Source organism: Shouchella oshimensis, from assembly GCF_002019765.1.
Taxonomy (GTDB): domain Bacteria; phylum Bacillota; class Bacilli; order Bacillales; family Bacillaceae_D; genus Shouchella; species Shouchella oshimensis.
On sequence record NZ_KV917380.1, the window covers coordinates 1,535,462 to 1,561,220 of the forward strand.

Genomic DNA, 25,759 nt, shown 5'->3' on the forward strand with positions numbered 1-25,759 from the left:
TCCTTTTAAATCAATACCATATATCTATTGTAGCAACGTTTATCCAGTTGGGCAAATCATGTGTTTTAGAACGAGTGAAAAGGGTAATCATATTGTCTAATTTTGGAGTTCCCTGTACAATAGAAGAAAATGTTCGTGAAAAGTAGGTGAACAAGATTGACTATTCATTTTTGGCCGCTAGCACAAGGCTATGATCGCATAAATACGAGCACAGTTCCAACCGTAACCACGGATCAAACTGATTTTAGCACGTTTTTGGCGACGGCGATGCAGCAAACATCTTCTGCGCAATCTTCTTCTTTATCGTTACCTTTTTTAATGCCATTATTTAATCAACAGTTAGAGCAGGTGCCTACACAAAGTGCTTCCTCTTCATCGACAAACGGTACTTCTTTTTCTGCAAACGCGCAAGCCTATATGCCTCTCATTGAACGGATTTCGAATGAATATCAAGTAGATCCAAAACTGACAATGGCGATCATCAAGCACGAGTCAAACTTTAATGAAAAAGCGGTAAGTTCTGCTGGCGCGAGTGGATTGATGCAGCTTATGCCCGGAACTGCAAGAGGGCTTGGTGTGACATCTATATTTGATCCGGAACAAAATATTCGAGGCGGCGTCCGTTATATAAAAGACATGCTTAACCGTTACAACGGGAATGTATCTCTGGCACTAGCTGCCTATAATGCGGGTCCAGGGAACGTTGATAAATACAACGGAATACCGCCATTTAAAGAAACCCAAGCCTATGTACCGAAAGTAATGAATACGTACCAGCAAGCCTAACAACAAGGAACCAAACGTTTCGTGCGCTTGGTTCCTTTTGTTACGTACGATTCAGTTATCGGTGAAGTGCGGAGAGGTTGAAAAGAAGCGAGCAACTTTATTAGCGGCAGGTTTACACGTTATTTGCTGTTGCGTTAACAGTTCTGTTAGTACTTCAACTGCTTGAGTCATTGAGGTACCTTCATATTCAATTTCATAATCTTCTTGATGATTGTACTCACTGTGATCAAGACAAAGCAACCCGTCTTTATATGGATACGTAATTCGGTGTGTGATCAACTGACCATATGGATAAAATGAGGTCTGATTTGGAAGGAGGGATTGTATAGCTTTTTTTACAGACCCTTCAGGCAATGTCCCTGAACGTAATAAAGCATGATCCGCTTCTTTTAATTGTTGATGGGTTTCCACCATTCCTTCATCTGTTTGTTGTTTTAACGTTAAAACAACTTTTCCTTCTTTCGTTCGAATGCGTAATGCAGCTTTTTCATGTTTTAAATGAAATGCAACTGTATCGAAATACTCGTTCTGCTGAGTAATTGGTTTTTTCTCGCCGAGTACGTATTGGAATTGCTCGTATTCTTCTTTTGTCAGAAGAGATTTTGCTTCATATTCCATTTCTGTTGTCATTATTCACCTCTCCTTTCGTTGCTTACACTCATCATGTGTGTTTTAGCTCTTATTTATGATAAGATATAATCGGAAAAAGAGGCAAGTTGGAGGGGTCATATGGAATATTTACATGTACAATCAATTGAGGTAGGGGACGACGTAACAACGGTCTATTTAGATCAGGAGGTAAGCGATCGTAGTGCCAATGACTTAAAGGATGGCGAGCGGATTTTAGTGGACTCTGATGAATTTGCATTTTTGTATATTATTGAAGATCATACAGGCTTCCATGGTATACGGTTTGATGAACATGTTTGGCCTGATTTGAAGAGAGGTTATGAAAGCGACACAACCTTTTATTTGAAACTGAATGAAAGTACTCGTTTGACATTAGCACAGTTCAATGATGAAATGGCTTTTTTGTTAGAAAATATACAAGGGAATGGAAATTATGGAGAAGCATTTGAACTGGCAGTGAAGTCAGTGTTTGAATAGCGAAAAAGCAGGTGATGAAAAATGGATTGGGATTCTTTCTTAACTCCTTATAAACAAGCGGTAGACGAGTTAAAAGTGAAACTAAAGGGAATTCGCGAGCAATATCAAAAAACATCTCTCCATACACCGATTGAATTTGTTACTGGCCGAGTAAAACCAATTTCTAGCATCTTAAATAAAGCAGAGCGAAAGCAAATCCCTCTTAACCGTTTAGGGGAGATGCAAGATATTGGCGGTGTTCGAATTGTCACCCAATTTGTAGAAGATATTGATAAGGTGATTGATTTAATCCGATCTCGAACGGATTTTGTCATCGTCTCTGAACGTGATTATATAAAAGAAAAGAAACCAAGTGGGTATCGTTCCTACCACATGATGCTCCAGTATCCTGTTCATACGATTAAGGGTAGAGAAAATGTCATTGTCGAATTGCAAATTCGAACAATGTCGATGAACTTTTGGGCAACGATTGAGCACTCATTACGCTATAAATACAGTGGAGAGATCCCTGATGATATTAACATGCGATTGCAACGAGCGTCTGAAGCTGCATTTTGGCTAGATGAGGAAATGTCAATTATACGGGATGAAGTTCAAGAGGCGCAGCGGATCATTACCGCAAAACAACGCCAAAATAGAGGATAGGCAGGAGGCTAATGGCGTGAAGTTCTCAGTTGCTTCGAGGGGGGATAACCTTTCGAATGAATTATGTGAGTCAATGAAAAAAAAGTTACTTAAAGCAGATTTACTTCTTGATCATGAAGAACCGGATATTGTTATTACTGTAGGTGGAGATGGCACATTACTTGAAGCGTTTCATTTATATGCACACCGATTAGAAGAAACTGCTTTTGTAGGTATACATACAGGGCATCTTGGTTTTTATGCAGACTGGGTACCAGAAGAGGCTGACCACCTAGTCACACATATTATTAAAACGCCTTATCAAATTGTTGAGTACCCTTTATTAGAAGTGGTGATACGATATCGAGATGGACGAGCTTCAAGGCGCTACTTAGCGTTAAATGAATCAACGATTAAAAGTTCAGAAGGATCTCTAGTATGTAACGTCGAAATAAAAGGCGAGGTATTTGAAACATTTAGAGGAGACGGCCTCTGTATGTCGACGCCTTCAGGAAGCACAGCATATAATAAAGCGTTAGGTGGTGCTATTTTGCATCCATCCTTAGCATCGATTCAGCTATCTGAAATGGCTTCAATTAACAATCGCGTTTATCGTACGTTAGGTTCCCCACTTGTGTTGCCTCAGCACCATACGTGCTTATTGAAATTGTTAAATGATGTATCTGTTCAAGTAACGATTGATCATTTTAATGTGCCAAATTATGAAGAAAACGTTGACACTGTTCAATGTCGAGTAGCGGAAGAAAAAGTCCGTTTTGCACGCTTTCGTCCGTTTCCGTTTTGGAAGCGAGTGAAGGAGTCGTTCATCAGTGAATAAAAAGGAATTAAACTGGCGCGTTAGTCAAAGTGAGGCAAATCTCTCACTGCGCGCTTTTTTACGTGAAGAAAAGCAGCTCTCCAAACGGTTACTGTCTGCGATAAAATTTCAAGGTGGTGAGATCTATCTGAACGATGAGCCAGTCACCGTTAGAGCAAATGTGAACGAAGGGGATCACGTGCGAATACGTCTTCCTATTGAGCAAGTAAGTTCATCTTTAAAGCCACAGAAAATGGCTCTCACCATTCACTATGAAGATACAGACCTTCTCGTAGTAGAAAAACCGGCTCTGGTGGCAACGATTCCTTCCCATGATCATCCAGATCATACATTAGCGAATGCGGTGTTGAACTATTATCAAGAACAAGACATTGCTGCAACTTTTCATGCGGTTAATCGATTAGATCGTGGAACGAGTGGTTTACTAATGATTGCGAAACATCGCTATGCTCACGATCTTCTTTCTAAAGCACAGCAACAAGGCGAATTAAAGCGCTATTATACAGCATTAGTCACGGGTGTATCGACATTAGAAGGGCTGATAAACGCACCAATAGGTCGCAAAGCCTCAAGCATTATCGAAAGAGAAGTAAGGGCTGATGGCAAGCCAGCTCTTACCTATTACAGACGATTGGCCAGCAATGGGAAAGAAAGCCTCCTTCAGCTTGAATTGCAAACAGGAAGAACACATCAAATACGTGTGCACCTTCAGTCGATTGGCTTGCCCCTTCTAGGAGATGGCTTATATGGTGGTGATCAGCAGTTTTTTACTCATCAAGCGTTGCATTGCTATCAGCTAGCATTTACACAACCTCTAACTGGAGAAAGGTATGTGATAAAAAGTGCCCTCCCTAAAGATTGGAAGAACCGTTGCGCTGATATGACGATAGACGATGCGAATCAAGATTTTTTACCTTCTATGCTAGTTGACTGATAAATAATGTGATAAACTATTAGTACCTGATAATAAAAAATGGAGGATTTACAGATGAAATCAATTGATTTGACTGGACGTACATATGTAGTAATGGGTGTTGCGAATAAGCGAAGCATTGCATGGGCAATTGCGCGATCGCTAGATGAAGCAGGAGCAAAGCTCGTATTTACATACGCAGGGGAACGATTAGAAAAAAATGTAAAGACATTAGCTGAATCCCTTGAAGGAGAGCATCTTGTTCTTCCTTGTGATATTTCAAGTGACGAAGAAATTGATGCAACGTTTAACGACATTAAAGAACAAGTTGGAGCCATTTCTGGTGTTGCGCACTGTATTGCTTTCGCCAATAAAGAAGAATTAGAAGGGGAGTATTTAAACGTTACCCGTGATGGCTATCTTTTGGCTCAAAATATTAGTGCATATTCATTAACGGCTGTTTGTAAGGCTGCGCGTCCGCTTATGACAGAAGGTGGAAGCGTCATGACGTTAACGTACTTAGGTGGCGAGCGTGTTGTGAAAAATTACAATGTGATGGGCGTAGCGAAAGCGGCACTTGATGCAAGTGTAAAATATTTAGCAAATGATTTAGGAAAAGACGGTATTCGTGTGAATGCTATTTCAGCTGGACCGATTCGTACTCTTGCTGCAAAAGGAATTGGCGGTTTTAATGATGTTTTAAGAGAAATTGAAGAAAAAGCACCATTACGTAAAACGACGACACAGGAAGAGGTTGGAGACACAGCTCTGTTTCTTGCTAGCGATCTATCTCGTGGCATTACAGGGGAAATCATTCACGTAGATGGCGGTTATAGCACACTATCTCTTGTTTAATCTTTAAAGCGACCGAAGTGATTGGTCGCTTTTTTCTTTTATACAAGCCCTGTTTTCATATCTTCTTTTCTTTATTCATATGCATAAAGAAGAGGAGGAGTGGGAAATGACGTGGTTTGAATGGTTGATTTTAATATTAGCAACAGCAAGAATGACAAGGCTCTTCGTAACGGACGACATTATGGAATGGTTTCGCAACCCTTTTATTCAGTTAAAAGAAGAAGATGGAACCTTGTACGCCTATCCGAAAGGGAAAGGTGTACGTAAATTTATTGGCTCTTTGCTATCGTGTTATTGGTGCACGAGTGTATGGGTAGCCGTATTCTTTTTTATTGGTTTTTGGTTCCTACCAAGCGTCTTTTTTCCGATTTTCCTTTGTCTCAGCATTGCATATGGAGCTGCTTTCGTTGAGTCCGTCTCAAGAAGGATGTAATTCATGTACACTCTTCTTGTACATCATAACGGTGGCGGGGGCGTCAGTCAGTATATCCAAACACGATTGAATGGCAAGACGATTGAATGCTTTACAACGACACGCCAGTTCTGGCTTGTATGGAACAATAGAAAAAAGGAGATCTATTCATCCATTTATGCGCTTATGAACCGATTAAAAAAGCTGACCATTAAAAAAATTGAGCTACACCATTTATGGGGGTTTTCACTTGGCGACATGAAGCTACTGTTGCGTACCCTTGATTGTCCATATACCGTCTATCTTCATGATTTTTTTGGGGTTTGTCCAAATGTTTTTTTTATCAATCATAAACAGCGCTATTGTGAGATGGAAAAAGATAGTTCGGTCTGCGAGGGCTGCGTAACAGAAACAGCAAACAGGCCTATTTTGATTAAAGCAGGAGGTGCTTCTTTTACAGTCGATAAATGGAGAAATTTTTACTACACCCTCTATAAAGAAGCAGCTGCCATTGTTGCACCAAGCGTCTCTACAAAAGAGATGTATCTAGCCTATTTTCCTGATATACACATTACCGTTACTCCTCACTCACTATCCCATTTGAAACAAAGCGTGATTCGAAAGCATAATCAGCAGAACCATAAGGAACTCAGGCTTGGTTTTCTTGGTAACGTCTTCTTACATAAGGGAGAGGTTGTAGTAGCTCAACTATTAGATCATCTTGAGCAAGCTCCCCTTCCGTTAGCGCTCTATTCTTATGGGGATCTCGCTTTAACATTAAAGCAACGAAGAAAAATAGTAGAGCGTGGCCCTTATAATGGCGACAATTTAGAAGAAATGTTACGAAAAGATCAAATTGATGTAATCTGTATTCCGTCTGTCGTTCCAGAAACCTTTTCCTTTACTACACATGAGGCAATGACGTTAGGTTATCCAGTTCTTACTTTCAATTTAGGTGCACAAGCCGAAGCGGTTAAAACCATGGGGAGAGGGTGGCTCGTAGATGAAATCTCAGGAGTCGCACTTTATGATCAGCTAAAAAAACAATGCTTATCAAAAGAAGAGCTTAATTCTTACGAAGAGTAAGAGTTAAGCTCTTTATAAAGTTGCTGAGCTCGGTGTGAAAACGTATGCTCTGATACCCTTTTATAACTTAAAAGAGCGTACTGATTACGAACGTCATCGTTTTCTACCAGTTCTTGAAGTTGTGTCCGTAAGGTTTCTTGATTTGTAAACGTAGCAATTTCCGCTGCTGAAAAGAAATCTCGAATCCCGCTTCGATATTCACTAAGCTGGCAGGTTGCAGTAGCAGCAATTTCAAATGTACGATTGTTTATACTTTTCGCTTCGATTTCTTTGCTCCCACTTCGATAACTATTTAAAACAATATTCGATTGACGATAGAGGGTGCCTACCTTTTCAGGTGGTAACCAAGTGGCAATGTGGTCGAATTTTGAGGGCAGGTCATCTTTCTGCCAAGGACCGACAACGGCTACCTTTAAAGAAAAGTGCTCTTCAATTTGCTTTAACCACATTATTCGACTTTCATATGGATAGCCGACAAACGCAAGGTCATATTGTGGAGTGTCGTTACCCTTTGCAGGATAAAACGATTGATCATCGTAGCCAAGAGGCACATAGCTAACAGAAATAGGTGTAGAACGTTCCTTGTAAAATGCAGTGGACCCAGATTCAACAGACCACGCTACTGTAGCGAATGTGAGAACATCTAGTGATGAAGTGGTGTGGTAAGGCTCTTCTGTTAACCAAACTGCTAACGGAGGGAGCTTATTTGCATGAAAAAGCGCTTTATCTTTAGCTGAAAAAAAATAACCATTAAATGTGATGATCCAATTGATCTGGTTTTGTCGACAATACCGAACCAACGACTGACTATTACAGGCAATGTATGATTGGGTGTAAACAGTAGCAAATGCCGTTAACCCTTTTTTTAGTGCATGTTCAAAAAAATGATAGACTCCTCCCGAAGGAGATGTAAGTAATAAAACATTCATGATACCGTTAAAGCAATCGTATTTAAAGATGCTTTCCCTTCAGTCAAATCGGCTCCATATACAAAGCCGGTAATTTGTAAAGAAAGGGAAGTGTTTTTTTTAACTGCTGGTATGACCACTTCAAAGTCAGAAAATGTGATAGATGACCGTGCTGGAATAGTGTCAATAGGAGGGCTGAGCCAGAATTGCCCTGTTTGTTTTGCATGCCTATCTGCTTGCTCCTCAACAAATTTCCATGTATCGGTTACGCCTTCACGAGATACTGAGTAGTGCTGTAGATTGTTCTTTGAACGTTCAATTCTACCAGATAAATTTGCGAGCTCGGGTTTATTAAAGCTTAAACAAATGACGGGGTTGTTTAAAGCTGATGCTCCACGGTTTTCAATAATCATGTGCCCTTTAATGACGAAGGGCTCCTCTTCATTTGTTTCATATGGAGCCATTATTGCATACGTAAAAAACGAGTCTACTTGAATGTCCTTTTCCTCTAAAGAAGGAGTGATTTCTACTTTTGATGCAGAATCTACTTCCGAAACAGCCGGGTCATTTGCTAATTCCTCTAGACGAAGTGTTAATTCTTCAATGACCGTATCTTGATCGTGGATCCGTTTACGTTGATCTGTTAATAATCGATCTTGTTTTACTACCTCAGAACGGTAGTGAAGAATTTTTTGATTCAGTTGAATGATTTTTTTATCTAACGTATTCATTCGTTCTTCCGTCACGTAAACCGCCTCACTTTTTTGATTTCCCTTGGTACAGTCTATGAGACAGTTTCGAAAATAAGAAGAAAAAGCTGTGCATCTACTCTTGGAACGTAAAAAACAGAAAAAAGCCGCACTATACGAGTGCGACCTACGCTTGTTTAGTTAACAGACGTTTTCTTTCCGAACCCTTTACCAGGGAAAACAACTGGGCATTGAGGTGGAAATTTGTTCTCGCTGCAAATGACATCAGATACTGGGAATTCATGTCTTGGCTTACAGTAAGCTGCTTCAATTTCTAAGCGAACATCAGCAAAAACATGAACATCTAAGCAGAATGAGAATGAAATATCGAGTTGGGAGAAGTTTGCATCACAAACAACTTCCGCGTCACACTGACCTGCAGAAATAAATGCATCTACAGATGTGCCTTCAGGAGCACAAAGATAGAACGTTTGAATCGTTGCAAAATCAATCGGATCTGAGGTACAGATTAGGTTCCCAAGCTCATCTAAAAGATCAACCTCAATTAATCCTTTTGCTAATACTTTTACTTTCTCTAAGCAAACTTCTTCACCATTTGGTAATGTAACCTCAACTTCTGTGCGGCCAAATGGATTTGTTACTTCGTTTGTTAGAAGAGAATTTTCTAACACACGGCAAACCGTTTGATAATTCGGGAATGCCTGTAGTAAAGCGCATAGCGAGCCTGGTCCCGGTGTTGGACCTGTGCAATCAGGGAAGAGCGTTGAAAGTTCAGGCTCTCTAAAGCTAAGTGTTGGTAAATCAACTTGACGTGTCACCCAATCGAAGACCTTAGGGACACTAATGCAAACATTGTGTTTTTCATGATCGTGACTCATGGAGGGACCTCCTTTTAATTTTAACCGTTAGTAGGCAATTGTTAATACTAACAAAGCAACTAAAGGCGTTCGGACTACTGTATAGTATGACTGTTGTCTAAATATGTGCGCTTATTTTTAAACCTTAAACAAACTTTCTTATCTTTGCATAGAATAGAAGGCGTTCATTTCTATATAAGGAGAGGTTGCAATGCAGTACAAAAAGAATCCTCATGGTTATTTCGTGACAAAGAAACCAGTTGCGAAGCCGGCTACCGATAAAAAACATAATACCGGCTGTTGTGGTAAAAAAAGACCTTAATGAGAAAAACCGTTTGTTTCTATTCTATAGAGATAAACGGTTTTTTGCTTCTTATTTAGGTTGTAAGCTCTCCGTTCACCGGTTTGTTCGTGCTCTTTCATGAAAGTTTTTTTGCTGAAAAAACGGCTTTACTGAACATTTTGCTTTTACGGTGAATAGTGTAACGCATTAGGCAAATGTACAGAAAGACAAATAAGAGAGGTTTGTGTGACATGGAGAAACAGAAGATAGCCATTGTTGGCTTAGGGTATGTTGGGCTACCTTTAGCGATTGAATGTAGTCTGAGAGGGCATCACGTCATTGGAATTGATCATGACCAAGGGAAAGTAGATGACTTACACCAACATCGCTCGTATATAAACGAAATTGAAGATGAAACCATTACGGCATTAATGAAACGCTCCTTTACCGCAACAGTTCGGTGTGAAGAGGCAAAACAGGCGACGGTAATTGTATTATGTGTTCCTACACCATTAGCAAGTACGGGAACCCCTAATTTGTGTTATGTGCAAACCGCTTTAAAACAATTAGCGCCACATTTGCAACAAGGACAGCTTCTTATATTAGAAAGTTCTACGTTCCCGGGAACAACAGAAGAAATTATCGTTCCTATTATTGAAGGAGAAGGATTTCTTGTTGGAAAAACGTTTTTTGTTGGTTATTCACCAGAACGAATCGATCCAGGTAATAAACAATTTCATTTAACAGATGTCCCAAAAATAATTAGTGGAATGACTTCTGAATGCTTGCAGAAAGTGAAACGTGTTTATGAAACCGTATTTAAAGAGCTCGTTCCTGTTAGTTCAACAAGAGTGGCAGAGGCAGTAAAAATGTTTGAAAATACTCAGCGGTTTATTAATCTATCGTTTGTTAATGAAATGGCACGGGCCTGTTATGAATTAGATATCGACGTTGAAGAAGTCTTAGTTGCTGCTGATACGAAGCCATATGGGTCTTCCGCGTACCGCCCGGGCCCAGGTATAGGAGGGCATTGTATCCCAGTTGATCCCCTTTATTTTAAATGGAAAGTCAATCAAGCTGGAGCAACAACACGGTTTATTGATTTAGCTAAAGTAGTTAATGATGAACAGCCGGATTATATTATCAAGCGGATTCGCTCCTTGCTTCACTCTGTGGAAGACGCGTCTATCTTATTAATTGGTCTTTCTTACAAAAAGAATATAAGGGATACGAGAGAGTCTAAATCAATTGTAGTGGCGGAGCGGCTTATTCAAGCAGGCGCTCATTTGGCTTACCACGATCCGTTCATACCCGTTTACACTTTATGTGATCAACCGTATCAATCTATTACGATCGCGAAAGACACGTTATCTGCCTTTGATCTAGTTATTTTCCTGACCGATCACGATGATCTTGACTACGACATGATTGTTCAGCATAGTAAATCCATTTTTGATACAAAACAATGTCTGAATGTCGAAGGGCCACATATTCACAAATTATAGGAGGGGCGTATGAACATATTGGTCACAGGAGGACTGGGGTTTATTGGTTCTCATTTAACAGAAAAACTACTTCAGGAAGGACACACAGTATGCGCTATGGACCAAGTGCGAGATGATGATTTAGTAGAGGAATTTGCACGCTCAACACGGTTTTTTTTTATAAATAGCCGGGTAGAAGATGCTGATGTTACTGAGCACTGGGTGAAGTGGGCTGACGTGGTGTTTCATTTGGCTGCTTCACTAAGTGTGCGACGCTGTGTAGAGGAACCAGATGAAATCATCACAGGAAATTTAATACCTGCACAAGTCGTGCTAGAGAAAGCGATCAAATCGAAAACGAAAGTGGTGTTTGCATCAACTTCTGAAGTGTACGGAAAAAGTGAGGACCTACCCTATAGGGAAGATGGAGATCGGTTAGTAGGAGCAACAAGTACTCATCGTTGGTGTTATGCAACAGTTAAAGCGTTAGAGGAGCACATGTTTTTGGCTGCTGGAAAGAAAGGATTGCCGGTAACAATTTTGCGTTACTTTAATGCGTATGGTCCGAGGGCAAAGTCTGGTTTATATGGAGGGGTCATTCCCATTTTTATTTCGGCTGCTTTACGAAATGAGCCCCTTTATGTTCATGGCGATGGAAAGCAAACAAGATGTTTCACATATGTGAAAGATACAGTGGACGCAACTAGCCGTGCAATAGACGATTATTGTAATGGTGAAGTGATTAACATTGGGTCTTCCAAAGAAATATCGATTTTACAACTTGCACAGTCTATTGTTCAACTTACTAATAGCCAATCAGATATTCAGCTTGTTCCATATGAGAAGGTATATCAAAGTGGCTTTGAAGATATGAAAAAACGTGTACCTTATACAGATAAGATGGAAAAGATACTTCGTCATTCTGCCTCTGTTTCTTTAGTGGATGGGCTAAAAGAAACCATTCATTATTATCGCTTATTTCTTTGATCTCGCTTTTATACTTCGAGTGAACCAACTAGTTTGACTGTTGTCTTCAAGGGAGTCTGGTTGATTAGGTAAACTGGCTTTGCTTGAAAAGAAGACGGATTCATCATGTGATTGAGACGGCTGTTGTTCATCCTTTTGCTCATCCTTTTGCTCATCCTGTTTCTTTTCTACTGTTGCTGTCGATTCCATGCTTTCCGTTTGACTGCTTGTTTTTTGCGACTGATTCTCGTTCATTGGTGCTTGTTCCTTTAATCGTGAACACTCGTCAAGAAGCTCTTTATTTTCTGCAAGCAATTCATCAATCATGTTGTAGTGATAATCATTTTTATAACGTTCGAGTTCTTTATTTAAGCGGACAATTTCTGATTCTGCATGAATGAGGCGTTGATGAAGCTGTACGGGTGTTAGCCGTGAAGTGGATTGTGTCATTTTACTCAGTCCTCTCAGCTGGCATTTCTACCATCCTATGTACGAAAGAGGCGATTCATGATGCAAAAAAGAGAAAGGGAGAAGGGAAATGCAATATTTTCAACGCAAAAATCAAAACCGTATTAAGAAAAAGTCTTCCCAACAAAAACTGCCAGTGCAGCGGAATCATGAGTATCGATTAGCCGTTATTGTACCGGCTATGAATGAAGAAGATACGTTAGGTGCAGTGCTTGAGGAAATTAATCGGCTCAACCCTGATGAACTGATTGTCATTGTTAATGGCTCAAAGGATCAGACGGCTTCTGTTGCCAGTGAAAAAGGGGCTACCGTCATCCAATTTCATTATCCATTAGGGAATGATGTAGGTCGAGCAATTGGGGCAGAAGCAGCAAATGCAGATATTTATTTGTTTACAGATGCAGATATTGTTATAAAGGCGGAGCAATATGTCCCCTTTATCGTGGCAATTGAAAATGGGGAAGATGTGAGTCTCAATTCCATAGATTGGATTACCCATTTCGATAAAGCAGATACGATCTCAGCAGGACGTTACTTTTTAAATCATATTCAAGGAAGAGAAGACCTTCGAGCAGAAAATCTATTAACCATCCCACATGCAATGAGCCATCATGTACTTCAAGAGATAGGCGTTTCCGCACTTGTGAATCCAATGCTTGCCAACAGTATGGCGTTACAAAAAACAAAGAACATAACGGTCCCTTGTACCATTGATGTTTTGAAAATGAATAAACCTCGAAAGAATCATGTAGCACAAGGAAACAGTCAGCTTTCTACTGCGATGCAACGCATGCAAGGGGATACGTTAGAAGCCCTTCATTACATTGTTCATCACGGTGATCTTGATCTTGTAGACACACAAGTAGTGTGGGATGAGCAAGAGCTTGAACAATGTAGAGAGGCGTGGTGGGAAGACCAACCGAAAAAGCCCGTCTCTTTTGTCGTCTATATTGATGACCATTACGACGCTTCACTTGTTACGACGATTGCTCAATTACAGCGCAACGAAACGGTAGAAGTTATTCCAGTCGTTGCAGGAGAATGCTCGGTACTATGCTGGCAGTTAGAGCAAATGAAACAACCTTATCTCCGACTCCGACAAATAAAAAAAATGGGACCAGCATTTGAACTAGGTCAGCGACTTTCGCGAGGGGATTATTGTCTCTTTCACCACGGTTTTATCCCTTTAACCATTTACCATGTTGCTCAGTTTGTTGAACAAGCAATTGCTCACCCAAGTGCGCTTATTTACAATGACCAAGAGAAGTTGTTTACGTCACTCGAAGATATGCCGGTATTTTTTTCTGGACAGCGGTTAGTGACCATGTTAAATCAAACAGCAAGTGTAGAGCTAGCGAGCTTACTACTGCCGCCGTTTCTTTTGCCGAAAAATAAGGCAAAACAAATTGGTACACCTGAAACGATGCAAATGGATCTTTTACTTGAAAACATACCAATGGTTGCTGGACCAGCGGTAAATGTACAGCCATTTCTTGATAAATTTGAGGATGAACTAATGCATGATTTGCTTCTTGGCTTTCGTTACTTATTTTCAAAAACTACCGTTCGAGGAGGCTTTAGTGATGAGGGGAGAAGGCGCGAGCTCCTCCCAAATTTAACTGTTGAAAAAAGTGGCCTTAAGATAGACCGATGGGAGCCATCTTTAGCTTATGTGTATACAGGCACATCACAACATGCTGACACATAAAATGGGCTGTGGAGGTGTTTGGGATGATTGAAATCAGTTTATGTTTAATTGTAAAGAATGAAGAGGCTGTGTTAGAGCGCTGTTTAACGAGTGTGAAAGAGGTTGTAGATGAAGTGATTATTCTTGATACAGGTTCTACTGATCGTACGAAAGAGATTGCTGCGTCGTTTACAGATAAAGTGTATGACTTTACTTGGGTAAACCACTTTGCTAAAGCTCGAAACAAAGCGTTCTCTTATGCCACGAAACCATACATTATGTGGCTAGATGCTGATGACATTTTAAAAGAAGAGGATCGTCACAAGCTTAAGGAGTTAAAGTCTACACTGGAAGAAAAGGTTGACGCTGTATCAATGGATTATCATTTAGCTTTTGATGGGAATGGTGGCGTTACATCAAGCATAAGACGATTTCGAATTGTAAAGAGAGAACGGGGCTTCGTTTGGCATGGTGCTGTTCATGAATATTTAGAAGTGTTCGGAGAATTGCATCATAGTGATATTGCTGTCACCCATTTATCTGCTGATGATGGTCATGATTTAACGCGCAACCTCGATATATATGAAGGAATGAAAGCATCAGGGCAAGCGTTTACGCCAAGAGACTTGCTGTATTACGCGAATGAGTTAACAGATCATCGTCGGTTTGAAGATGCTGTTGAGTATTATTTGAAGTTCATTAAAACGGATAAAGGGTGGTCAGAAGACCTCATTCGTTCCTGTAACAAATTAGCTGATTGCTATATCAACCTAGGCTTGCCGAAAGTAGCAAAGGATTGGACATTTCGAGCATTAGAATATGGTAAACCAAAACCAGAAACGTGCTGTCGTATTGGTCACTCCTTTATGGAGAAGCAAGCATTTTCAGAGGCTGTATTTTGGTATGAAATGGCGATACGCAATAAAGAAGAGAATGCTTACTTCCAAAATGTCGCATGTGAAACTTGGATACCAAACCTTCAATTAGCGGTATGTTACGACAAGCTTGGGTTTACAGAAAAAGCAAATGAGCACAATGAACAGGCAGCAACGTTTCTTCCAAATGACAGTCGAATCGAATACAACCGTTCTTATTTTAAAGAACAACTACAGCTTCTTAAACAAAACGACTGATTGATAGGTTTTGATTAAGTCTGACAAACCATTTAACTCTAAATCAAATTTTTTACCTAGTAAACTAACCTCGTGAAAAAATGTACTTATTTTAGCATCGACAGGAATGTGTGTGGAAAATTGTTGACGGATCGAGAATTGGTCAGTCGGAAACAGTGTGTATAATGTTTGTGGTGTGAAGAAGCGTAAATGAGTGCGATCTAATATACCAGCATCACGATAATCAAATCGACCTGTTAAAAGTGGGACTAATGCTTCAGCATGTGCAATATTTGGGATACTCGCAATAATAGCTCCGTCTTTCTTTAGAAACTTGCTGTATGCTTGAACCGTTTTCCAAGGGTCCTTTAAATGTTCTAAAACGTCGGCAAATAGAAGTACGTCAAAGGATTCTGCTTTCAGTGGCGGGATTGTTTCATCAATGTTGATGGTATAGACTGACTCATAGTAACTACGAGCAATCTGTGCCATCTTTTCATTTCCTTCTACGCCAACGAGTTGACATTGCTGACGATTTAGTAACTGCAGCCCTGTTGCGCCTGCACCGCATCCAATATCTAAAATACGCTTTGCGTCTTGAGGAACAACTTGAACAAGTTCTGGTCTGCCATGCATAAAATAAGAGAGGTCGGTGCCCCATTTTTTTACATAGCGTGCGTAATTTTCTGCGTAAGTTTGATTAAAATTAATTTCTGGGCTACCAGTAAACGTAGCATGACCGTGGTGATGCACATGGGCATCAAGGGCAATCGCTAAACGAGATCCAGATTGAATAGCGCGTAAACAAAAATCATCATCTTCGAAGGAGCCAATGGCAAACTGTTCATCAAATCCACCAATTTGATCAAATACTGCTTTGCGGACAAGTAGACAAAAGCCAACTAGCCGCATGACGTATTTCTTTTGATTATCGTATAGGTCGTGTCTTTTTTTAGCGTACGCATCAATGTCTTCAAGAGAATGATATGGATCTTGAATTAGCTGTTCTCCACTCACGTAGTTGCTAACCGGTCCAACTAAATCAATATGGCGGTCCGAGTCAAGTGTTTGTTGCATTCGAGTGAGCCATTGTGAGGTAACAATAGTATCATTGTTTAGAAAGAGTAGCTCGTTTCCTTTTGCTAGGGCGGCACCTTGGTTGCATGCTCCTGCAAATCCTTTATTATGGTCATTTGCAATAAATGTAATTCGTTCTTCTTTTTCTAAATGGCTTTTCGTTTCGTCAGTGGATCCATTATCAATTACGATTATTTCAATCATAGACTGATCAGTGTGCTCAAACAAACTATCTAAGCACAGCTTCGTTAAAGACCACTGATTGTACGTTAATATAATAATGCTAGTTAGTCGCTTCATCTTATTCCCTACCCTTCATTTTTTCTCCTTTATCAATTTATGAGGAGGGAAGGTTGTACTAGTCCAAAGGAAAAAACCGCTCACGATTGTGAGCGGTTTTTTAATACAGGAAGCAGAAAACGAGACGTAAAGCTTCTATTCTCGAAATAATAAAGAGGAGAAGAAAGATAGAGACGTGATTTTGCTCGTGTCATTGCTACATACATCAAGCGGCGTTCTTCTTGTAAAGGTGCTTCATCTCCTTCTTTCAAAGCATCTAAGGCGTAATCGTGAGGAAGAGAACGATCCACACAGCCGATTATAAAGACATGTTCAAACTCTAGCCCTTTTGCGCGATGAATTGTTAATAATTGGACACCGGGAGAGCGGGGGCGGTATTTGTGATCTTTTATCTTAACCGTCATACAGTCAATATAATGGAGAAAGGAAGCTACAGTGTCGTGTTGCCTTGCCAATGCTTTTAATTGTCGGAATGAATCGCTTCCTTTGTCGAGCTGATTTCCTTCTTGGGCTTGTTTCTTTAGTGTATCTTTGAAACCAATGTCTTGCTCAATACTTTCAAGCGCTTGAATAGGAGAGAGAGTCGTTAAGTTTTTACATAACCTTGGTAGCTGTTGCAATTTTTTTCTTTGGAACGGTTGGGTACCTGTTAAAAAAGGGAATGCTTCTAATAATGTACAAGCTCGTTTTTGTTTAATAGCGATTAATTCAAGGTGCTCGTCTTGTTTTAAGAATAAAGCTTGTAAAGCATAAGGAGCCGCTTCATCATGATCCTCATAAAGAGCAAGTCTTAAAAAAGCAAGTGCTTTCTGAACAATGGGCTTATCATAAAACGTCCCTGCTGTTTGATCTAACTGAAAGGGAATATCAGCTTCAATGAGACGCTCTGTTAGCGCACGAGCACCAGCGCTAGTGCGAAAAAGAACGGCAATTTGCTCAATAGATTGACCAGTTGCCAAAGTAGAGGTAATCTCTTCAACAATGATGGATGCTTCTTCTTCCTCATTATAGGGATAAAAGATTGTTGGTGTGTTGTCCACCTTTGTAACTTGAGCTCGTAAGGTTTTGGATAATCGTTGTTGGTTTTTTTGTATAACGGTATTGGCGGTCCCAATAATTTCATGAGTTGAACGGTAATTATCTTCTAGCGTCACAATCATTGCTGATGGATAATACGATTGAAACGACTGGATAAAGGATGGATCACTTCCACGAAAGGCATAGATGGATTGGTCGTCATCACCAACGACACAAAGGTTATCGTTCTTTTGAGAAAGCAAACGTACGATTTCAAATTGAAGTAAATTAATATCTTGAAATTCGTCAACAGATAGGTAAGAAAATCGTTCTTGGTATTTTTCTAGTAACGCTGGGTTCTCTTGTAAAAGGGCTAAACAACCTAATAAAATGTCGTCAAAATCATAATAGTGCTGAACCTGCTTTTGTTGTTCGTATTCTTGGTAAAGCGTTTTGACTTTTTCCTCAAAAGCGGTTTTCGTTTTTACCTGTTCAGGAGCGATCATATGATTCTTCCAAAAACTAATTTGTGTCACTGCTGAATCGTATGCAAATTCATTTTCATCAAGTCCAAGTGTCATGCCTATTTGTTTCACAAGATAATGAGGAGATTGAATTAATCGTGAGTGGTGCCATTGCTCGCTTTGATGGTGTTTAAGCATTTGTAAAAACAAGCTATGAAACGTCCGAATAAGTAGTCGTTCACCCATTTCCTTCGTAATACCAGGATAAAGCAGCATTCGTTCTTTCATTTCTTGTGCTGCTTTCGATGTAAAGGTAACAAGAGCTATGCGGTTAAGCGGAATGCCAAGCTCTGTTATCATATACGCAGCTCTTGCTGTTATGACACGTGTTTTTCCGCTACCTGCTCCTGCAAGAATAAGCAAAGGACCGTCTGTTTTTTTTATGCTACGCCACTGCTCTTCATTAAACGAGAGCGATGCACCTTCAAGAGAGCGGCGGTAAGGATCGAACTGACTATTCAATGGTTTCGGCTCCTGAAAGCGATGACGGACCACTAAAGGTTCTGGCTCTTTCCACTTAGTTTCTTTTGTTGGTTCCTTTTCAATCTGACTATTTGTTGGTAAACGAAAGCCTGAAAACTCTCTTGGTTGTGATTGGACTTTCTGAACAGACATCGTTGAATTAGTCTCTGTATAACAAGCTTCATCTATTGGATCAGGGTGAATAAAGCTCGGTTTTTCGTGAATGGATAATGCCATGCGTAAAGGAACTTCACAGCGAATGCAAGTCAGTTTACCTTGCTTACTAGCTAAGTACAGTTTATTCCACTCAGATCGTTCAAGTGTGTTTATAGTAATGGTTTGATTCAGATATCGTGCCGTATGCATGAGAGCTCCTTTCAAGCTTTTATGGTACCAATGAAAAGGGTAGACTTCAATATAAAGATAAAGGAGGAGATAAGGGTGATTAAGAAACGCGGCTACTGTGAACTGTGTGAGCGAGAAAATGTCGCTACAACCATTCACCATTTACTACCAAAGGATGAAGGAGGGACGTTTGCAGAAACAGCGAATCTTTGTATTCCTTGTCATAAACAAATCCATGCGCTTTATACAAATAAAGAACTCGCTTCACGCTTAACAACGATTCTTCATTTAAAACAAGATGAGAAACTAAGAAAGTTCCTAAAGTGGATTCGAAAACAACCAGCAGAAACCATCCCAAAAACAAAAACAGCAAGACATCGAAAAAAAAGAAGGTGAAGCAGGGATTGAAGAAAGAACTGTTGAATAAATAAAGCACTACAGCAGAAAGGAGTTTAGAATGGATATACAGACAAATATGTTTATTAGTGATGCGCTACTTATACAGGCACTAAAAGCAGGAGCGTCGGATGTTCACCTTAGTCCTAGCAACGACGGCTATTACGTCTATTATCGATTAACAGGCAAATTGACATTTGTTCAACGTATTCATATTGAAGAATCTCAAAAACTTTCGAATCATCTTAAATACGTTGTTGGAATGGACATTAGTGAACGACGGCACTCACAGAGTAAGGCATTTGAATACAAATGGAACAAAACGTCTATTGCAATGAGAATTTCAACTCTTCCTACAGCCCCTCTTGAAAGTATCGCCATTCGGATTTTGAACAGCGCGAGCCTCCAACCATTACAAACGCTTTCTCCTTTCAAAAAAGACAAACATTATTTTAAACAGCTATTACATGCGACACCTGGCTTAGTTCTAATAACCGGTTCAACAGGTTCAGGGAAAACCACAACCATCTATTCCATCATCAAGCAACTTATTGAAAAACAACGCTATCGAATTATTTCTGTAGAAGATCCTATTGAACATCGGATCGAAGGCATGACCCAAGTAGAAATTCAGACAAAAGGTGGCCTATCTTTTGAACATGCGTTACGGGCTATTTTAAGGCATGATCCAGATATTATTGTTATTGGTGAGGTTCGAGATCCAATAACTGCCGCTATAGCTGTCCAAGCAGCCAATACTGGTCATGTTGTGATTGCTAGCCTTCATGTGACAAATTCATTTTCAACGTTGGAAAGATTAAAGGATTTAGGGATTGAGAGTAGTCTTTCTTGTATCCAAGCGATTCTTTATCAAAAGCTTGTTACACAAAAGGAGGGAGGCAATCGAATCGCTATGTTTGACTGGCTAATAGGAAAGGAGTTAAAGGATGCCATGGATGGAGTGCAGCTTCAAGCTCCGTTTTTAACCGTCACAAAAAAAGCTTGGGCGATAGGTATGATTGATGATGAGACATGCGTTCGTTTAAGTCGGATGAGGTAGCTGATGATAAAAAAACGTAAACGTATGACAAAATTAATGAAAATCTCCTTTATTAAGAAATTAGGAGAACTATTGCAATGTGGATATAGTACCGAACAGGCTCTAACTTTTTTATCTGTTCAGTCAACAACAGAAACACAACGCATCATTCAACTCATAGAGCAGAAGTTAACAAATGGAGAACCTCTTTCTTCAAGCTTAAACGATATGGAGCTTCCTATTGATGTTCAATCGTATATTTTCTTTTATGAAGAGCAGGGGAAGGTTGCAGAAGGGTTAATAGAAGCAAGTAAGCTTTATCAAAAACGGTTAAAAACGAGTCTACAACTTCAGAAATTAATACGTTATCCCCTCATTTTACTATTTGGAGCTATCGTCGCCCTCGTTTTATTAAATCTCTATATTGTCCCTCATTTTCAGTCACTGTTTTTAACGATGAATCAAACAATTCCCCCATTTATTAATTATTTCTTTGCTTTCTTATCAAACCTTCCAATTTTTTTAGCTGGCCTCCTTATTTTTACCATGATGGTGTACGCTGTTGTTAGAAGACATCTGCAAAATAAAACGCCACATGAAAAAGTACGTTTGTTATTAAAATGGAAGCCAACTAACGCAATGCTCAAACAAATCATTACATTTTACTTCTCATTGCAACTAGGAAAACTGTTACAAACTGGGATGTCAATTCATGAAGCCATTTTTATTTTTGAGAAACAATCATACATGCCTTTTTTCAAAGATGAAGCGAATCAAATGAATCATTATTTAAAGGAAGGCTATAGCCTTTCCGCTTATTTAGAAACACAGCCATATTATTTGCACGAACTACGCATTATCGTTGAGAATGGAAGTCGAACAGGTACATTAGCGTCTGATTTGCAATTTTTTAGTAATTGGATACTTGAAGAACTTGACCAAAAAATAGAAAGAGGATTGCAGGCTATACAGCCGCTTTTATTTCTTTTTATCGGTAGTTTTATATTCTTTTTATTTTTAATTATCATGCTGCCAATGTATGAAATGTTTAATCTCATGTAGGCGAAACTTGCATGAGGTTTCTTTAATAGGTAAAATAAAGAGACGAAAGAGTTTCCAAAAAAAAATTTTTAATAAAGTCTTGTGCTCATCATTTTAATATGCTATATTATTAAATGTCGCTAAGGTAATTGCGTACGACTTACATAAGATTAACTTTATGGGGCCTTAGCTCAGCTGGGAGAGCGCCTGCTTTGCACGCAGGAGGTCAGCGGTTCGATCCCGCTAGGCTCCACTTTATACGGAGGAATACCCAAGTCCGGCTGAAGGGATCGGTCTTGAAAACCGACAGGGGTGTTAAAGCCCGCGGGGGTTCGAATCCCTCTTCCTCCGCCATATTTAGTTTATTCCTTTCTGAATAAGCATTGTCCAAATGCATGATAACGACGCGGGGTGGAGCAGTCTGGTAGCTCGTCGGGCTCATAACCCGAAGGTCGGTGGTTCAAATCCGCCCCCCGCAACCAACTTTGGGCTATAGCCAAGCGGTAAGGCAACGGATTTTGATTCCGTCATTCCCTGGTTCGATCCCAGGTAGCCCAGCCATTTATATGCGGAAGTAGTTCAGTGGTAGAACACCACCTTGCCAAGGTGGGGGTCGCGAGTTCGAATCTCGTCTTCCGCTCTTTTATAATAATATTACCATGCGGGTGTAGTTTAGTGGTAAAACCTCAGCCTTCCAAGCTGATGATGTGAGTTCGATTCTCATCACCCGCTTTTTTATTTTGTAAACAAAAGGGGCCTGTAGCTCAGCTGGTTAGAGCGCACGCCTGATAAGCGTGAGGTCGGTGGTTCGAGTCCACTCAGGCCCATCCCTTATAGATTACGGAGAAGTACCCAAGTGGCTGAAGGGGCGCCCCTGCTAAGGGTGTAGGTCGTGTAAGCGGCGCGAGGGTTCAAATCCCTCCTTCTCCGCCATTAATGCGCGGGTGTGGCGGAATTGGCAGACGCGCTAGACTTAGGATCTAGTGTCTTTATGACGTGGGGGTTCAAGTCCCTTCACCCGCATATAAGAAAAAAGACAACGACAGCTAGCTGTCGTTGTCTTTTTTCTTGATTTTAGGAACCGGTACTTCATCAAATCCACCTGGATGAAAAGGATGGCATTTTAATAACCGTTTAATGGTTAAGTAGCTTCCTTTGATTGCACCATGTTGTTCAATAGCAGTTAACCCATATTGAGAACAGGTAGGATAAAATCGACATCTAGGTGGCAGTGCAACAGAGATATAGTTGCGATAAAATCGAATTAAACGTAATAAAATAAATTTCACATAGAAAATCCTCTCGTACAAGCTCCCTTTTAGTATATCAAATTCCTGAATAAAAAAAGTTGAAAATTTAGCAGGAGTATGGAAGTTTTTGTCTAATTAAGTTCATAAGTTTAAAAGAAAGGAGGAAAAGGATTCATACGTACACGAATGATGAGGTGATCTATGAAAAAAACAATGAAGAAAGACGAAGGATTTACATTAATTGAAATGCTTGTTGTCTTAATGATTATTTCTGTATTGCTACTTATCGCACTTCCGAATATGAGTAAGAACACAGATATGGCTGGTGGAAAAAGCTGTGATGCCACGAAGAAGCTCGTCCAAACTCAAGTTGGTGCTTATGAAGTGGAGCATGGAAACCTTCCTGCTTCTCTAGATGTGTTAGTAACTGAAAAGTATGTTGATCACATTACCTGTGCATCTGGCAAAAAACTAGTTTTAAATGGAAGACAAGTTGTTATTGAAAACGAATGAAGGTTTCACGCTAATCGAATTACTTTTTACACTCCTTTTACTTTCACTATTTCTATCCCTTCCTATATTCTATTTCCAATCACAAGACAAGACGATCCAAAAACAAACCATTGAACAATTTAAGCATGATCTAGTGTATGCACAACATGTAGCAATGACAGAAGGGAAAGTGGCAACTGTACGTTTTGAAGACAATACCCTCATTTTATTTGTCGATCAAAAAGAAAAGCGTCGTGTTGTCTATCCAACTAATGTAGAAATTGAACCTGTGACGATCAAGCTAGAGGATGTCTCTTTTTTGGCGAATGGACATCCGCGTAAGTCAGGCTCTTGGGATGTACGTACGGAACATTTTCACGTACGATTTACAGTCCAAATCGGAAAGGGGCATATTGTTTATCGGCAACAATGAAGGATTTATCTTGATGGATGCTATTGCTGCACTCCTGCTCGTAAGTATAATGGGTCTTACGCTGTTGCCAACTTGTTTATGGATAATGGAGAAGCGGCAAGCTGTTGTCGAGGAATTAACGCTCCTATACGAGCTAGAAGAGAAACGCTTACAATTACCGCATACAGAAGGTTGGCTCCCAACTGAAGATAAGGCTATTGTAGAGAGCTGTGCAAAAGGCTATGTAAAAAAACAAGAATGGCTATGTGTCTATGCGTTGGCACAACCATGAAGGATTTACGTACGTTGAACAGTTAATTGGTTTAAGTATCGTTAGCTTTATCATTTTGCTATTCACCAACCTTTTTCTGCTCATCCAGACGGATGTTCACTATAGCAATGGTGATGTGATTCGCTTTTTAAATCATATTAATCAAGACGTTAAAGAAGCGGACATGATAAGGTGGCAGAATCAAGCATTAGAAATCATTATTGATGGTGCAGTCATTTCGTATGAGTTAAGGATGGAGTCAAGAATACAGCGCTTTAAAGATAAAAAAGGTTTAGTGATCTTATTAGACGATGTAGCCACTTTTCATTGCGCACCGCCGTTATCTGATCACCAGTTTTATGGGCAGCTACATTGTTCCATTACACTTGAAACGGGTCAACAGTTTGAAAGGCTGTTTGTTTCGACGAAAGAGTGGGTGCATGCTTATCAAACATTCAGATGAGGGGATGGTCTTTTTGCCAACCCTCTTTTTTCTGCTTCTGCTAACACTTTATCTTTTATGGCAAGTGGACTATTATCACCGTGAACAAGCTTATTTACACAACCAAAAAAATCTTATGCACCTTGAAAATTTACTGCACATCGGCGTTCAAAAAGCGGTGACGAACCATGAACATGATTTTTTTATACGACTTCCAATTGGAGATGTTTTAGGAGAGCGCTTAGAAGACAGTGAAGGTACGTATAAGCTCAAAGCAACGCTTCGTAATGGGAAAGAACGAGTCGCTACCTTTACAGTAAGTCCATCAGGTGAGATGCTTCATTATAAAGAAGGGGACTAGCATACGATTAAAGGATCTTGGGAAGACTAAAGGGGAGGTGAGAATATGTCTTTCCAAGATTTATTAAAATTTGCAACCCAGGAAGCCGTAAAAAAAATCGATCAACCGAAATCGGAGCGTACGGAAAAACGTGAGCAAAAGAAGAAGGAACGAGAACCTCTTTCTCATTGGGCATTTGGCATGGCCCCATTTGCACTTTCAGTCTTGAAAAGGCAGCTTAAACGGAAGTAAGCATTTACAAAAAATCATATTCTCGTATATAATGGGTAGGACAGCCGTTTAAGAAGAGGAGGGGTAGACATGATGGATCGCATGTATCGAGGCCTAGGTTTTTGGACAGGAATTTTTGCAGTTTTATTTTACATTGGCAATATGTATAATATGTCTCTCCTGTTTTTTGCGCAAACATTTATTTTAATTGCGCTTGGCTACCTAAAGCTGTCTGAACGTGTATATGTGTATATTTTTGCAGGCTATTGTACGGTGTTTTTTGTAGGTTTTACATACTACGCTCTTTTTATCAATGTACCGAGCTTTGGGCACTAATATATACATACAGTAAACCGCCGCTTAACGTGAGTAAGCAGCGGTTTCTTTTAATACCCTGTGAGAAACGGGTTGTGATCCATTTCTTGACCGATTGTCGTAAGAGGGCCATGCCCAGATGCAACAATTGTTCGTTCGGGTAAAGGTAGTATCTTATTATGAATGCTTGCTAATAATAAAGTGTGGTCGCCTCCACGAAGATCTGTACGACCGATACTTTGCTGGAATAAAACATCACCTGAAAATAAAACGGCTTCTTTTTGATAATAATAGGAGACACTTCCAGGTGAGTGTCCAGGTGTGTGGAAAACAGAAAACGTAAAGGTGCCTATTGTTAATGACTTCTCGTTTGTAAGTAAATGATCTGCAGGCTTCGCAGTTGTTATTGGCCGTCCTGTCAGGCGTGAGGAACCATTTAGGGCAGGGTCCTCTAACCAATGGCGTTCTTTCGTATGTAAGTATACAGGTATGGAAAAGGTGTCTCGAACCGCATCTACCGCACCAATGTGGTCAAAGTGTGCATGTGTGAGTAAGATCGCAAGTGGCGTAAGCTGTTCACGTTTCAACCAAGTTATAAGTGCTTCAGCATCCCCGCCTGGGTCGAAGATGACGGCTTCTTTATCGTCGTTATACAGTACGTAAGCATTCGTTTGAATGGGACCTAATGGGATTTGTTTAAACATATGAA

The 25,759-nt window shown here is 40.0% G+C and carries 31 protein-coding genes and 9 tRNA genes; 31 read left to right on the plus strand and 9 right to left on the minus strand.

What is annotated here, in order from left to right; translation table 11 throughout:
• Positions 1-156: 156 nt before the first annotated feature.
• Positions 157-786 carry a lytic transglycosylase domain-containing protein gene (locus tag BK583_RS07640; RefSeq protein ID WP_236702397.1) on the plus strand — a complete coding sequence of 210 codons (630 nt, stop codon included), beginning with the start codon at positions 157-159 and terminating at the stop codon, positions 784-786.
• A 51-nt stretch (positions 787-837) separates the two neighbouring features.
• Here BK583_RS07640 and BK583_RS07645 read toward each other — a convergent pair whose 3' ends face one another.
• Positions 838-1,416, minus strand: a complete 579-nt coding sequence (locus BK583_RS07645) for a CYTH domain-containing protein (RefSeq protein ID WP_038481400.1) — start codon at positions 1,414-1,416, stop codon at positions 838-840.
• A gap of 99 nt (positions 1,417-1,515) precedes the next feature.
• Between BK583_RS07645 and BK583_RS07650 the strand changes: the two genes are divergently transcribed.
• From BK583_RS07650 to BK583_RS07680, 7 genes are all read left to right on the plus strand, one after another.
• Positions 1,516-1,893 (plus strand): UPF0738 family protein, encoded by a 378-nt coding sequence (locus BK583_RS07650; RefSeq protein ID WP_055736330.1) that lies wholly within the window; start codon positions 1,516-1,518, stop codon positions 1,891-1,893.
• A 21-nt stretch (positions 1,894-1,914) separates the two neighbouring features.
• Entirely contained in the window at positions 1,915-2,538 is a 624-nt protein-coding gene (locus tag BK583_RS07655) for a GTP pyrophosphokinase (RefSeq protein ID WP_038481397.1), read from the plus strand.
• Between the two features lie 16 nt (positions 2,539-2,554).
• Positions 2,555-3,355, plus strand: a complete 801-nt coding sequence (locus BK583_RS07660) for an NAD kinase (RefSeq protein WP_038481394.1) — start codon at positions 2,555-2,557, stop codon at positions 3,353-3,355.
• Positions 3,348-4,289 carry an RluA family pseudouridine synthase gene (locus BK583_RS07665; protein WP_078440086.1) on the plus strand — a complete coding sequence of 314 codons (942 nt, stop codon included), beginning with the start codon at positions 3,348-3,350 and terminating at the stop codon, positions 4,287-4,289. The genes BK583_RS07660 and BK583_RS07665 overlap by 8 nt, the downstream gene beginning before the upstream one ends.
• A gap of 54 nt (positions 4,290-4,343) precedes the next feature.
• Positions 4,344-5,123 carry an enoyl-ACP reductase FabI gene (gene fabI, locus BK583_RS07670; protein WP_055736331.1) on the plus strand — a complete coding sequence of 260 codons (780 nt, stop codon included), beginning with the start codon at positions 4,344-4,346 and terminating at the stop codon, positions 5,121-5,123.
• A gap of 106 nt (positions 5,124-5,229) precedes the next feature.
• Positions 5,230-5,556 carry a DUF1360 domain-containing protein gene (locus BK583_RS07675; protein ID WP_038481389.1) on the plus strand — a complete coding sequence of 109 codons (327 nt, stop codon included), beginning with the start codon at positions 5,230-5,232 and terminating at the stop codon, positions 5,554-5,556.
• A 3-nt stretch (positions 5,557-5,559) separates the two neighbouring features.
• Positions 5,560-6,621 (plus strand): glycosyltransferase, encoded by a 1,062-nt coding sequence (locus BK583_RS07680; RefSeq protein WP_055736332.1) that lies wholly within the window; start codon positions 5,560-5,562, stop codon positions 6,619-6,621.
• Here the strand turns inward: BK583_RS07680 and BK583_RS07685 are convergent.
• From BK583_RS07685 to BK583_RS07695, 3 genes are all read right to left on the minus strand, one after another.
• The gene (locus BK583_RS07685) at positions 6,609-7,550 is read right to left on the minus strand and encodes a CgeB family protein (RefSeq protein WP_055736333.1); all 942 of its coding nucleotides are present in this window, start codon (positions 7,548-7,550) and stop codon (positions 6,609-6,611) included. The genes BK583_RS07680 and BK583_RS07685 overlap by 13 nt on opposite strands.
• Positions 7,547-8,275: a hypothetical protein gene (locus BK583_RS07690; protein ID WP_055736334.1), complete on the minus strand. Its 729-nt coding sequence runs from the start codon at positions 8,273-8,275 to the stop codon at positions 7,547-7,549. The genes BK583_RS07685 and BK583_RS07690 overlap by 4 nt, the downstream gene beginning before the upstream one ends.
• Before the next feature lie 140 nt (positions 8,276-8,415).
• Positions 8,416-9,117 (minus strand): BMQ_0737 family morphogenetic spore coat protein, encoded by a 702-nt coding sequence (locus BK583_RS07695; protein ID WP_038481377.1) that lies wholly within the window; start codon positions 9,115-9,117, stop codon positions 8,416-8,418.
• A gap of 513 nt (positions 9,118-9,630) precedes the next feature.
• Between BK583_RS07695 and BK583_RS07700 the strand changes: the two genes are divergently transcribed.
• Both BK583_RS07700 and BK583_RS07705 read left to right on the plus strand, forming a co-directional pair.
• Entirely contained in the window at positions 9,631-10,884 is a 1,254-nt protein-coding gene (locus tag BK583_RS07700; protein WP_055736335.1) for a nucleotide sugar dehydrogenase, read from the plus strand.
• A gap of 9 nt (positions 10,885-10,893) precedes the next feature.
• Positions 10,894-11,850 (plus strand): NAD-dependent epimerase/dehydratase family protein, encoded by a 957-nt coding sequence (locus BK583_RS07705; protein WP_055736336.1) that lies wholly within the window; start codon positions 10,894-10,896, stop codon positions 11,848-11,850.
• Here the strand turns inward: BK583_RS07705 and BK583_RS07710 are convergent.
• Positions 11,839-12,279, minus strand: a complete 441-nt coding sequence (locus BK583_RS07710) for a hypothetical protein (protein WP_055736337.1) — start codon at positions 12,277-12,279, stop codon at positions 11,839-11,841. The genes BK583_RS07705 and BK583_RS07710 overlap by 12 nt on opposite strands.
• Positions 12,280-12,367: 88 nt before the next feature.
• Here BK583_RS07710 and BK583_RS07715 point away from each other — a divergent pair, with 88 nt between their 5' ends.
• Positions 12,368-14,005, plus strand: a complete 1,638-nt coding sequence (locus tag BK583_RS07715; RefSeq protein WP_055736338.1) for a glycosyltransferase family 2 protein — start codon at positions 12,368-12,370, stop codon at positions 14,003-14,005.
• A gap of 23 nt (positions 14,006-14,028) precedes the next feature.
• Positions 14,029-15,117 (plus strand): glycosyltransferase, encoded by a 1,089-nt coding sequence (locus tag BK583_RS07720; RefSeq protein WP_038481363.1) that lies wholly within the window; start codon positions 14,029-14,031, stop codon positions 15,115-15,117.
• On the opposite strand, the gene BK583_RS07725 is transcribed toward BK583_RS07720, so the two are convergent.
• On the minus strand, positions 15,091-16,473 hold the full coding sequence (locus BK583_RS07725) for a glycosyltransferase (protein WP_055736339.1): 1,383 nt from the start codon (positions 16,471-16,473) through the stop codon (positions 15,091-15,093). The genes BK583_RS07720 and BK583_RS07725 overlap by 27 nt on opposite strands.
• A gap of 80 nt (positions 16,474-16,553) precedes the next feature.
• Complete coding sequence (locus BK583_RS07730; RefSeq protein WP_055736340.1) at positions 16,554-18,842, minus strand: ATP-dependent helicase; 2,289 nt, start codon at positions 18,840-18,842, stop codon at positions 16,554-16,556.
• Between the two features lie 30 nt (positions 18,843-18,872).
• Here BK583_RS07730 and hlpB point away from each other — a divergent pair, with 30 nt between their 5' ends.
• The 12 genes from hlpB to BK583_RS07790 all read left to right on the plus strand — a co-directional run bounded on the left by hlpB (position 18,873) and on the right by BK583_RS07790 (position 22,320).
• Positions 18,873-19,217: an HNH nuclease-like protein HlpB gene (hlpB, locus tag BK583_RS07735; RefSeq protein WP_371836649.1), complete on the plus strand. Its 345-nt coding sequence runs from the start codon at positions 18,873-18,875 to the stop codon at positions 19,215-19,217.
• A 61-nt stretch (positions 19,218-19,278) separates the two neighbouring features.
• Positions 19,279-20,277 (plus strand): ATPase, T2SS/T4P/T4SS family, encoded by a 999-nt coding sequence (locus BK583_RS07740; protein ID WP_055736341.1) that lies wholly within the window; start codon positions 19,279-19,281, stop codon positions 20,275-20,277.
• Positions 20,278-20,280: 3 nt separating this feature from the next.
• Positions 20,281-21,318 (plus strand): competence type IV pilus assembly protein ComGB, encoded by a 1,038-nt coding sequence (comGB, locus tag BK583_RS07745; RefSeq protein WP_038481354.1) that lies wholly within the window; start codon positions 20,281-20,283, stop codon positions 21,316-21,318.
• A 159-nt stretch (positions 21,319-21,477) separates the two neighbouring features.
• A tRNA-Ala gene (locus BK583_RS07750) sits at positions 21,478-21,550 on the plus strand.
• An 8-nt stretch (positions 21,551-21,558) separates the two neighbouring features.
• Positions 21,559-21,651: transfer RNA gene (locus BK583_RS07755), tRNA-Ser, on the plus strand.
• 51 nt (positions 21,652-21,702) lie between these two features.
• Positions 21,703-21,779 (plus strand) — tRNA-Met (locus BK583_RS07760).
• A gap of 4 nt (positions 21,780-21,783) precedes the next feature.
• A tRNA-Gln gene (locus BK583_RS07765) sits at positions 21,784-21,858 on the plus strand.
• Positions 21,859-21,865: 7 nt separating this feature from the next.
• Positions 21,866-21,937, plus strand: a tRNA-Gly gene (locus BK583_RS07770).
• Positions 21,938-21,958: 21 nt separating this feature from the next.
• Positions 21,959-22,029: transfer RNA gene (locus BK583_RS07775), tRNA-Gly, on the plus strand.
• 21 nt (positions 22,030-22,050) lie between these two features.
• Positions 22,051-22,124, plus strand: a tRNA-Ile gene (locus BK583_RS07780).
• A gap of 15 nt (positions 22,125-22,139) precedes the next feature.
• A tRNA-Ser gene (locus tag BK583_RS07785) sits at positions 22,140-22,230 on the plus strand.
• Positions 22,231-22,237: 7 nt separating this feature from the next.
• A tRNA-Leu gene (locus tag BK583_RS07790) sits at positions 22,238-22,320 on the plus strand.
• 23 nt (positions 22,321-22,343) lie between these two features.
• Here the strand turns inward: BK583_RS07790 and yidD are convergent.
• Positions 22,344-22,586: a membrane protein insertion efficiency factor YidD gene (yidD, locus tag BK583_RS07795; RefSeq protein ID WP_038481351.1), complete on the minus strand. Its 243-nt coding sequence runs from the start codon at positions 22,584-22,586 to the stop codon at positions 22,344-22,346.
• A gap of 162 nt (positions 22,587-22,748) precedes the next feature.
• On the opposite strand from yidD, the gene comGC reads away from it, so the two are divergent.
• The 7 genes from comGC to BK583_RS07830 all read left to right on the plus strand — a co-directional run bounded on the left by comGC (position 22,749) and on the right by BK583_RS07830 (position 25,071).
• Positions 22,749-23,060 carry a competence type IV pilus major pilin ComGC gene (comGC, locus tag BK583_RS07800; protein WP_055736342.1) on the plus strand — a complete coding sequence of 104 codons (312 nt, stop codon included), beginning with the start codon at positions 22,749-22,751 and terminating at the stop codon, positions 23,058-23,060.
• Complete coding sequence (gene comGD, locus BK583_RS07805) at positions 23,047-23,472, plus strand: competence type IV pilus minor pilin ComGD (RefSeq protein ID WP_160319288.1); 426 nt, start codon at positions 23,047-23,049, stop codon at positions 23,470-23,472. Before comGC ends, comGD begins: the two co-directional genes overlap by 14 nt.
• A gap of 13 nt (positions 23,473-23,485) precedes the next feature.
• Positions 23,486-23,743: a hypothetical protein gene (locus BK583_RS07810; RefSeq protein ID WP_055736344.1), complete on the plus strand. Its 258-nt coding sequence runs from the start codon at positions 23,486-23,488 to the stop codon at positions 23,741-23,743.
• Positions 23,724-24,185 (plus strand): hypothetical protein, encoded by a 462-nt coding sequence (locus BK583_RS07815; RefSeq protein WP_055736345.1) that lies wholly within the window; start codon positions 23,724-23,726, stop codon positions 24,183-24,185. Before BK583_RS07810 ends, BK583_RS07815 begins: the two co-directional genes overlap by 20 nt.
• Complete coding sequence (locus BK583_RS07820; protein ID WP_038481336.1) at positions 24,163-24,525, plus strand: hypothetical protein; 363 nt, start codon at positions 24,163-24,165, stop codon at positions 24,523-24,525. Before BK583_RS07815 ends, BK583_RS07820 begins: the two co-directional genes overlap by 23 nt.
• A 45-nt stretch (positions 24,526-24,570) precedes the next feature.
• Positions 24,571-24,756 carry a YqzE family protein gene (locus tag BK583_RS07825; protein WP_038481333.1) on the plus strand — a complete coding sequence of 62 codons (186 nt, stop codon included), beginning with the start codon at positions 24,571-24,573 and terminating at the stop codon, positions 24,754-24,756.
• Between the two features lie 72 nt (positions 24,757-24,828).
• Positions 24,829-25,071, plus strand: a complete 243-nt coding sequence (locus BK583_RS07830; protein WP_038485837.1) for a DUF2626 domain-containing protein — start codon at positions 24,829-24,831, stop codon at positions 25,069-25,071.
• Between the two features lie 50 nt (positions 25,072-25,121).
• Here the strand turns inward: BK583_RS07830 and BK583_RS07835 are convergent, their stop codons facing one another.
• Positions 25,122-25,754, minus strand: coding sequence for an MBL fold metallo-hydrolase (locus BK583_RS07835; protein ID WP_038481330.1), 633 nt, complete (start codon positions 25,752-25,754; stop codon positions 25,122-25,124).
• Positions 25,755-25,759: the final 5 nt, after the last annotated feature.

Coding starts and splice junctions, on each gene's coding strand:
- BK583_RS07645 (WP_038481400.1), bottom strand. CDS start 1,416: ATGACAACAGAAATGGAATATGAAGCAAAATCTCTTCTGACAAAAGAA.
- BK583_RS07650 (WP_055736330.1), top strand. CDS start 1,516: ATGGAATATTTACATGTACAATCAATTGAGGTAGGGGACGACGTAACA.
- BK583_RS07655 (WP_038481397.1), top strand. CDS start 1,915: ATGGATTGGGATTCTTTCTTAACTCCTTATAAACAAGCGGTAGACGAG.
- fabI (WP_055736331.1), top strand. CDS start 4,344: ATGAAATCAATTGATTTGACTGGACGTACATATGTAGTAATGGGTGTT.
- BK583_RS07675 (WP_038481389.1), top strand. CDS start 5,230: ATGACGTGGTTTGAATGGTTGATTTTAATATTAGCAACAGCAAGAATG.
- BK583_RS07680 (WP_055736332.1), top strand. CDS start 5,560: ATGTACACTCTTCTTGTACATCATAACGGTGGCGGGGGCGTCAGTCAG.
- BK583_RS07685 (WP_055736333.1), bottom strand. CDS start 7,550: ATGAATGTTTTATTACTTACATCTCCTTCGGGAGGAGTCTATCATTTT.
- BK583_RS07695 (WP_038481377.1), bottom strand. CDS start 9,117: ATGAGTCACGATCATGAAAAACACAATGTTTGCATTAGTGTCCCTAAG.
- BK583_RS07700 (WP_055736335.1), top strand. CDS start 9,631: ATGGAGAAACAGAAGATAGCCATTGTTGGCTTAGGGTATGTTGGGCTA.
- BK583_RS07705 (WP_055736336.1), top strand. CDS start 10,894: ATGAACATATTGGTCACAGGAGGACTGGGGTTTATTGGTTCTCATTTA.
- BK583_RS07710 (WP_055736337.1), bottom strand. CDS start 12,279: ATGACACAATCCACTTCACGGCTAACACCCGTACAGCTTCATCAACGC.
- BK583_RS07715 (WP_055736338.1), top strand. CDS start 12,368: ATGCAATATTTTCAACGCAAAAATCAAAACCGTATTAAGAAAAAGTCT.
- BK583_RS07720 (WP_038481363.1), top strand. CDS start 14,029: ATGATTGAAATCAGTTTATGTTTAATTGTAAAGAATGAAGAGGCTGTG.
- BK583_RS07725 (WP_055736339.1), bottom strand. CDS start 16,473: ATGAAGCGACTAACTAGCATTATTATATTAACGTACAATCAGTGGTCT.
- BK583_RS07730 (WP_055736340.1), bottom strand. CDS start 18,842: ATGCATACGGCACGATATCTGAATCAAACCATTACTATAAACACACTT.
- hlpB (WP_371836649.1), top strand. CDS start 18,873: ATGAAAAGGGTAGACTTCAATATAAAGATAAAGGAGGAGATAAGGGTG.
- BK583_RS07740 (WP_055736341.1), top strand. CDS start 19,279: ATGGATATACAGACAAATATGTTTATTAGTGATGCGCTACTTATACAG.
- comGB (WP_038481354.1), top strand. CDS start 20,281: ATGATAAAAAAACGTAAACGTATGACAAAATTAATGAAAATCTCCTTT.
- comGC (WP_055736342.1), top strand. CDS start 22,749: ATGAAAAAAACAATGAAGAAAGACGAAGGATTTACATTAATTGAAATG.
- BK583_RS07810 (WP_055736344.1), top strand. CDS start 23,486: ATGGATGCTATTGCTGCACTCCTGCTCGTAAGTATAATGGGTCTTACG.
- BK583_RS07815 (WP_055736345.1), top strand. CDS start 23,724: ATGCGTTGGCACAACCATGAAGGATTTACGTACGTTGAACAGTTAATT.
- BK583_RS07820 (WP_038481336.1), top strand. CDS start 24,163: ATGCTTATCAAACATTCAGATGAGGGGATGGTCTTTTTGCCAACCCTC.
- BK583_RS07825 (WP_038481333.1), top strand. CDS start 24,571: ATGTCTTTCCAAGATTTATTAAAATTTGCAACCCAGGAAGCCGTAAAA.
- BK583_RS07830 (WP_038485837.1), top strand. CDS start 24,829: ATGGATCGCATGTATCGAGGCCTAGGTTTTTGGACAGGAATTTTTGCA.
- BK583_RS07835 (WP_038481330.1), bottom strand. CDS start 25,754: ATGTTTAAACAAATCCCATTAGGTCCCATTCAAACGAATGCTTACGTA.